This is a genomic window from methanotrophic endosymbiont of Bathymodiolus puteoserpentis (Logatchev), from assembly GCF_900128525.1.
In the GTDB taxonomy this organism is placed as follows: Bacteria; Pseudomonadota; Gammaproteobacteria; order Methylococcales; family Methylomonadaceae; genus Methyloprofundus.
This window is the reverse complement of the sequence record NZ_FQTQ01000038.1, coordinates 1-6,719: the sequence shown is the minus strand read 5'-3', so window position 1 is coordinate 6,719 and position 6,719 is coordinate 1. Positions and strand designations below refer to the sequence as shown.

Below are 6,719 nucleotides of genomic sequence, written 5' to 3'. Positions count from 1 at the left end.
AAAAATCAGTGGAAGCACCCGAAGTGATGCAGGACGGAAAGCCAGAGATACTTTTGCCAGTCTAAAAAAGACCTGTCGAAAGCATGACTTATCATTTTGGGATTATTTGAAAGATCGCTTATTGGGTGTAGGCGATATTTCTCCGTTATCGGAAGTCATCCGTGCGGCCGCTGCCTGTGGATAATGAGAAGTTACAATATTTATCAGAAAGTCATTGATTTCTTATCTTTATTGCCTAAAGAGCAATGTCATTTAATCACAGAAGAAGAGCTAAGTAATGCGGAGATAAGCCATATTTCAGAGTTGATAGGAAAAATAAAGGAAGGCGATGACTCAGAATTTGATAACTGGGATGAAATAAAGTCCTCCTTTATAATGAAGAATCAATTAGATCTGCAGAATCGGTCACTAAATATTTAAAGGCAACACCTAGTAAAATTCGGCAGCGTATTACCGATAAAATTGATCTGTTGCAAGACAATCCAGTTAATCATCCTCAGTTAGATATTAAAATGATGCAATGGGTCGAAAATACGTATCGTTTAAGAGTAGGGACGTTGAGAATAATTTATCAAATTGAACAGAATCAACTCATTATTTACTTGCTGACTATTGGTGGCCGCGGTGATGTGTATAAATAATCTACCTTTTAGGTAGCCGGTAGAAAATTATGAAAAATAATCAAATTCTAATAGCCCCCGTCGCAATAACAGCCTACTCAGCTCTAAGTGCTAGTGGTTTAGGTTGCGCGGCTTTATATCAAGATTTACAGGCAAATTATTCTAAACTAGCCCCTCTGTCTTTATTTAACGTCCCGTTTCCCGCTTATGTGGGCGAAATAAAACAGCCTTTACTCAGTATTCGTGAACAATTGTCTGATTATAATTGCCGCAATGCGCGTGTTGCTTTGACTGCATTAAATGATGAGCAAGGTGGTGTGCGTGCAGCAGTTGAAGCAGCAAAAGAAAAATATGGCGCACATCGCATTGGCGTTATTATCGGCACAAGCACGTCAGGACTTTATGAAACAGAAGATGCTTATGGTGTTCTAGTGGAGACGGGAAAAATGCCAGATGATTTTCACTTTGTAACGGAACATGCGTATCAAGCAACGGGGCGCTTTGTGCAATTGGAGCTGGGTTTAACGGGGGTTTGTTTTGCTATTTCCACCGCTTGTTCTTCGGGAGCAAAAGCGATTGCTGCAGGGCAGGGATTGATTAGTGCGGGTATCTGTGATGCAGTATTAGTGGGTGGTGTGGACACTTTATGTCGCTTAACTTTGCGCGGTTTTCGTAGTTTAGAATTAGTCGCCAATCAGCCGTGCAAGCCAATGGATAAAGACAGGCAAGGGATTAGTATTGGTGAAGCGGCAGGGCTAATGCTGTTAGAAAAATGTCATGCGGATAATGCCAACAAAATGAAAGTCTTAGCGGTGGGTGAATCGTCTGATGCACACCATATGAGTACGCCACACCCAGACGGCGAGGGTGCGGCTTTAGCCATGCGCAATGCCTTGCAACTGGCAGGCTTACAAGCTGAAAATATTGATTATTTAAATCTACATGCGACGGCAACGAAAATAAATGATCGTATGGAAAGTCGGGCGGTTTTTAATGTTTTTGCTGATGCCGTGCCTTGTAGTGGTACAAAAGGGGTTACGGGGCATACACTCGGTGCTGCGGGTGCATTAGAAACGATTATTGCGTTACTCGCTTTGCAGCATCAGTTTATTCCCGGTACACAGGGCTTGCAGAAATTGGATGAAGAATGCCAATGTCAGGTGGTTAAAGAGCCTGTGAGCAAACAAAACATGCACATTGCAATGAGTAATTCTTTTGGTTTTGGTGGCAATAATGCCAGTGTGATCGTGGCGCTATGATGAAACAACTCTTTATAAAATCTTATGCTATTTGTTGCCCAGATGCTGAGCTATTAGCCCCTTTTGGCCTGCTGGGTAGTGATATTGATAAAAGTTTAATTCCGGCTGCAATGCGTAGGCGCACCAGTATGACCACGCGAATGGCGATTACGGCTGCTAAACTAGCTTGTACACAAGCGAATAGTGATAGCCAGCATCTTGCCTCAGTGTTTGCCTCACTAGGAGGGGAAATACAGGTGACTGATGCACTGTGTCGTTTATTACCTGATGATAATGAATTATTGTCGCCGACCCAATTTCATAACTCCGTGCACAATACAACGGCGGGGTATTGGGCTATTTTAAACAAATGCCAAGAACCCAGTACTGCGATTGCTGCCGCCGATGATACTTTTGCTATGGGTTTGATTGAGGTCTGGTCGCAGTTGCAACAGCAAGGGTGTGGCGAGCGTTTATTAGTTTGCTATGATGAATTATGGCCGCAATATTTAGCGCCTCCTATAGGTTTAGCTGCATTTGCTTGTGCTTTTGTACTAAGCACGGATGCAGAGCAGGCAATAGGATCTCTTAGCTTGCCGCAGATAAGTGAGCAAACGGAGAAAAACTTTCCCATTGAATGGCTGATGCTAACGGAATCAGCTCCGGCAGCAGCGGTGATCCCTTTATTAATGGCTTTACAGCAAGCAACGCAAGAACAAGTTCCTTTGAATATTAAAACGCCTATTTGGGTGAGTGATATATCAGCACTAGGGAGAGATAAAGAGTGAGTAGTCAGCAGTATGATGTCATTATTGCGGGTGGCGGGCCGGCGGGAACAACAGCGGCAACTTTATTAGCGCAATATGGCCATAGCGTGTTATTGATTGAGCGAGATCAGCACCCACGTTTTCATATTGGCGAGTCTATGTTACCCATGTCTGAGTCAGTAATGAAGCGACTAGGTATTGATTGGGCTCAGGGGAGTTTAAAAAAGGGCGGTGCTGAATTTATTGATGAAGTCTCAGGTCGGCGTACTTATTTTCCCTTTCAGGGGGAGTATCGTACTTTTCAGGTGGAACGGTCAGTATTTGATAAGCGTTTATTTGATAATGCACTGGCTCATGGCGTAGTCGGGTATCAACAAGAGCAGGTTGGCAGTGTGCAATGTACGCCAAATGAGGTACAAGTCAAAACAGATAAAGATTTGTATCAAGGTCGTTATTTTATTGATGCCACAGGGCGAAATGCCTTAATGGGCAAGGCATTCGATAGTATTGAGAAGATTAATAACCTAGGTAAGTTCGCACTATATAAACACTATAAACTTGCTAATTCTCTTGAGTCAGAAGCTCTTTTTGGTCATGGCAATATAAAGGTTTTATTATCTGAAATAGGTTGGATCTGGTGTATTCCATTAACAAATGGGCGTTTGAGCGTTGGTCTTGTCGTTCAGAAAAACGTGCCAGAAAATTTAAAGCAAGATGCACTTTTTGAACGTTATATTCAAGTCTCTCCTTATATGAGTGAACTTTTGCAAGAGGCAGAGGTTTTATCTGAACTAGGTATAGAAGCAGACTTTAGTTACCAAAATAGCCAGCGCTACGGTCAACGTTTTGCTTGTTGTGGTGATGCAGCGGGTTTTCTTGATCCGGTATTTTCATCAGGCTTCTTTTTTGCGGTAAAAACAGCAGAATTTGTTGCCGACCAATTACACCAAGGGTTAACGCAAGGAACAGAAGCTGACCCAGAATTACAGCAGGCAGGTGATGAATTTTATCAAAAAGGATTTAAAACAATGCATTGCTTAATTGAGCGATTTTATTGTTCTAATTTGGTGGAAAATCTTTTTTTTGAATCGGACCGACAGTTGCAAATAAAACAAGAAATCGTTGCTCTATTAGCGGGCGATTTGTGGAGAGAGGGGAATAGTTTTCAACAGGGACTGTTAACAGGTAGAAGTAGAAAAAATTAATTTATTGGAGAATAGGATGAAATTGTTTAAGTTATTACCATTATTTTTGATGTTATTTATTGTTGCTTGTGCAGGAAATAAAACCAGTGAAGCACCTGAACCTATAGGGCTTGATAGTTCAGTAGGTACAGGAACAGGCACTTTAAATATTGCCCCTGTAATATTTGCTAAAGATTTAGAGGTAAGGCAAGCAGTCCGTAATGAGTGCCAATTATTGACAAAACTCCCAGCGTTTATTCAAAGCTATGCGAATGGCCAATATGCCGCTATTAATTTACAAGCGGCTAGCTCACGTAAGGCTGATTTTTTAAAAATAGAGATTGTAGATTTGCCGCAATATAAAAAAAATGTATGGGCTGGACGTGGTGGTCAGTGGGTAACGGTTAAAGGTACTTTATCACGGAGAGGTAAGAAAACGGTTTCATTTAAGGCAAGCAGAGCCTCTATGGGCGGATTTATGGGAGCTTATAAAGGAACTTGTGCATTATTAGGGCGTTGCACTAAAACATTAGGTAAAGATATTGCCGCGTGGTTGAAGAATCCGGTAGATAAAGCGACTTTAGGCGATATGTAAATTTTTCTTTTTGTTTATTAAAATAAAATTGAGGTAGTTATGTTGCGCATATTAAAAGTAATAATGTTATCGCTGTTGTTTAGTTTAACTGCATGTCAGATGATGGAATCTAAATCAGAACAGTTGCCCGCAGGTATAAAGCTTGGAGAAACCTACTATACGCAAGTGACGATGATGTATGAAAAAGGTGTTTATCGGACGACAAATTATCGTCGGGGTACTTTGGTAGAGGTGAATACGCCGGTTGAATTATTAGAAATTAGTCCAAAGGTGATTAAAGTTAAGATACTACCGAAAAATACGGAGTTATTAATTAAGAATGTTGCTAAACATACAGGGGATGATGTTTATCAGGCATTTGCTAAGCTTTTTGCCAAACAAGCGGTAAACTTAACCCGTTTTAAGCTTCAGGAGCGAGGTAATATAAAAAGGGGAACAGTCGAAAAAGGCATGTCCAAAAATGCCGTGCAAGTTGCTATTGGTTATCCACCAATAACTCGAACTCCGTCTTTAGATGCGAATCAATGGACTTATTGGACTTCGCGATTTGATACTTTTATTGTTCATTTTGAGAATGGCAAAGTAAGTCGTATTGAGGATACGAAGCCTATTTTATTACCTTGGTATTTGTAGGTAATGAGAAGCTACACTAGAATAATTTATAAATAATGCAACAAATAATCCCTAAGAAATGCACCGTACTGGTTATTGGCGGAGGGCCTGCAGGAAGTAGCACAGCAACACACTTAGCTAAAAGCGGTGTGGATGTCGTACTACTTGAACGCGCTGAGTTCCCACGTAATCAAGTCGGTGAAAGCCTCATTCCTCATTTTTGGAAGTTTACTGACCAATTGGGTGTTTCAGAGAAAATTCAGCAGCAAGGGTTTCTTAGAAAAGCAGGTGGTATTACAGTTTGGAATGATAAAGTTCATCAAATTTTATTTTCTGATTATGGTTATACAAGGCCCGGCCTGCATGTAGAGCGAGATATTTTTGATAATCTTTTATTAGAGCATTCTAAACGGCAAGGTGCGCTAGTTTTTAATAATGTTGTGGTTAAGCAAGTGGATTTATCCGCAGTCGAGCCTATTATTTCTTATATTGATACTCGTGAAGAATCAAATGTCGCAGGCACGATTCAATGTCAATTTGTGGTTGATGCAAGTGGGCATAGTTCTCTATTGGCGCATCAATTAGGTACGCGGCAGAGCATTAGTTCTGAGATGAATTTTTTATCTTTATGGGGATATTTTAAAGGTTCGCGCTATGTGGGCGTGGATCGTCAGAGTCATGCCAGTTCAGAGCTTAAAAATATAAGCCCTGTGACTTTTGTCATGTCTCATAAAGATGGTTGGCTTTGGCATATCGTTCTGCGTGAGAAAACCAGTGTGGGTTTGATTGTTCGTTCCAATAAAATGAGAGGCTTGGATAAGCAGCAGCGTGAGATTTATTTTCAGCAAAGTTGTGCCCGATTACCGCATTTAAAAGAGTTGTTAAGCGATGCGCAATTTATGGATGGTTCTTTGCAATATCGTCCTGATTATTCTTATTATGCGACACAAACGTGTAAGCAAAATTACTATTGTATTGGTGATGCAGCAGGTTTTGTTGATCCGGTATTTTCACATGGTGTGCAAAATGCCTTTTATAATGCAGCAGTGGCTTCTTTGGCGATTCGTGAAGCCTTAAAAAATACCAATAAAAGTGCACGGTATGCCCAGTTATGTGAAAGTAGAATGCAGCAATTTTACGGCTTTTCGCGTGCTTTATCTTTAGGTGATTTTGGTATAAATGGTGTAAATCGTGATTCGGTTAAATCTTTAATGAAGGCTATGCCGCCTCTGGAATTAGAGTTGATGTTAGTGGCTTCTGAAATGACTAATCGATCAGAGAACTTTAAGCAGTTAGCGCATGAAGCAGGCGTGTGGGAGAGTTTTTCTGAGCAGCATGAGCAACAAAAACGTGGCATTATTGACGATTTGAAGTTGTAGGGTACGCATTGCGTACCTTTATTCAAGGTTATGTAACTTATTAAAATCAAAGTTGGATTCATAGTCCGCCCCCCAATCAGCTGAATATATTCCTTGTTTAACATAACGATGAAAGCTGTAATAAGATACTGTCTTAAAATCAACTCTAATTTTGTTATTGAAGCATGTTTTTGCTTTTAATTGGGGCGCTGCCCCAAGCTCCGAAGTATTTATAAAACAATGGTAAGTTATGTTATCATTACTTTGTGGTACAGGTAGTAAGTGCCGATGACCATAAACGGTGGTAAGGAGCAAGCCAAGTGCTTGCCTTTTATCTTTGATAGC

Annotated in this window: 8 protein-coding genes and 2 pseudogenes; 9 read left to right on the top strand and 1 reads right to left on the bottom strand. The window is 40.7% G+C overall.

The features are described 5' to 3' along the window. The 9 genes and pseudogenes from BQ7314_RS02085 to BQ7314_RS02045 form a co-directional block, all read left to right on the top strand. A pseudogene (locus BQ7314_RS02085) lies at window positions 1-184 on the top strand (IS66 family transposase); the annotation flags it as partial. Then, window positions 184-420: a hypothetical protein gene (locus BQ7314_RS02080; protein WP_174482048.1), complete on the top strand. Its 237-nt coding sequence runs from the start codon at window positions 184-186 to the stop codon at window positions 418-420. The pseudogene BQ7314_RS02085 and the gene BQ7314_RS02080, both read left to right, overlap by 1 nt. Continuing rightward, on the top strand, window positions 387-641 hold the full coding sequence (locus BQ7314_RS02075; RefSeq protein ID WP_174482049.1) for a type II toxin-antitoxin system RelE/ParE family toxin: 255 nt from the start codon (window positions 387-389) through the stop codon (window positions 639-641). Before BQ7314_RS02080 ends, BQ7314_RS02075 begins: the two co-directional genes overlap by 34 nt. 29 nt (window positions 642-670) lie before the next feature. Continuing rightward, entirely contained in the window at window positions 671-1,879 is a 1,209-nt protein-coding gene (locus BQ7314_RS02070) for a beta-ketoacyl-ACP synthase (RefSeq protein WP_174482047.1), read from the top strand. After that, complete coding sequence (locus BQ7314_RS02065; protein WP_174482046.1) at window positions 1,879-2,646, top strand: beta-ketoacyl synthase chain length factor; 768 nt, start codon at window positions 1,879-1,881, stop codon at window positions 2,644-2,646. Before BQ7314_RS02070 ends, BQ7314_RS02065 begins: the two co-directional genes overlap by 1 nt. Continuing rightward, a complete protein-coding gene (locus tag BQ7314_RS02060) occupies window positions 2,643-3,830 on the top strand; it encodes an NAD(P)/FAD-dependent oxidoreductase (RefSeq protein ID WP_174482045.1) in 1,188 nt (395 codons plus the stop codon). The genes BQ7314_RS02065 and BQ7314_RS02060 overlap by 4 nt, the downstream gene beginning before the upstream one ends. A 16-nt stretch (window positions 3,831-3,846) precedes the next feature. Continuing rightward, the gene (locus tag BQ7314_RS02055) at window positions 3,847-4,404 is read left to right on the top strand and encodes a hypothetical protein (RefSeq protein ID WP_174482044.1); all 558 of its coding nucleotides are present in this window, start codon (window positions 3,847-3,849) and stop codon (window positions 4,402-4,404) included. Between the two features lie 39 nt (window positions 4,405-4,443). Continuing rightward, entirely contained in the window at window positions 4,444-5,037 is a 594-nt protein-coding gene (locus tag BQ7314_RS02050) for a hypothetical protein (RefSeq protein ID WP_174482043.1), read from the top strand. Between the two features lie 35 nt (window positions 5,038-5,072). Then, on the top strand, window positions 5,073-6,395 hold the full coding sequence (locus tag BQ7314_RS02045) for an NAD(P)/FAD-dependent oxidoreductase (protein ID WP_174482042.1): 1,323 nt from the start codon (window positions 5,073-5,075) through the stop codon (window positions 6,393-6,395). 18 nt (window positions 6,396-6,413) lie between these two features. On the opposite strand, the pseudogene BQ7314_RS15650 reads toward BQ7314_RS02045, so the two are convergent. Continuing rightward, window positions 6,414-6,719, bottom strand: a pseudogene (locus tag BQ7314_RS15650) (hypothetical protein); the annotation flags it as partial.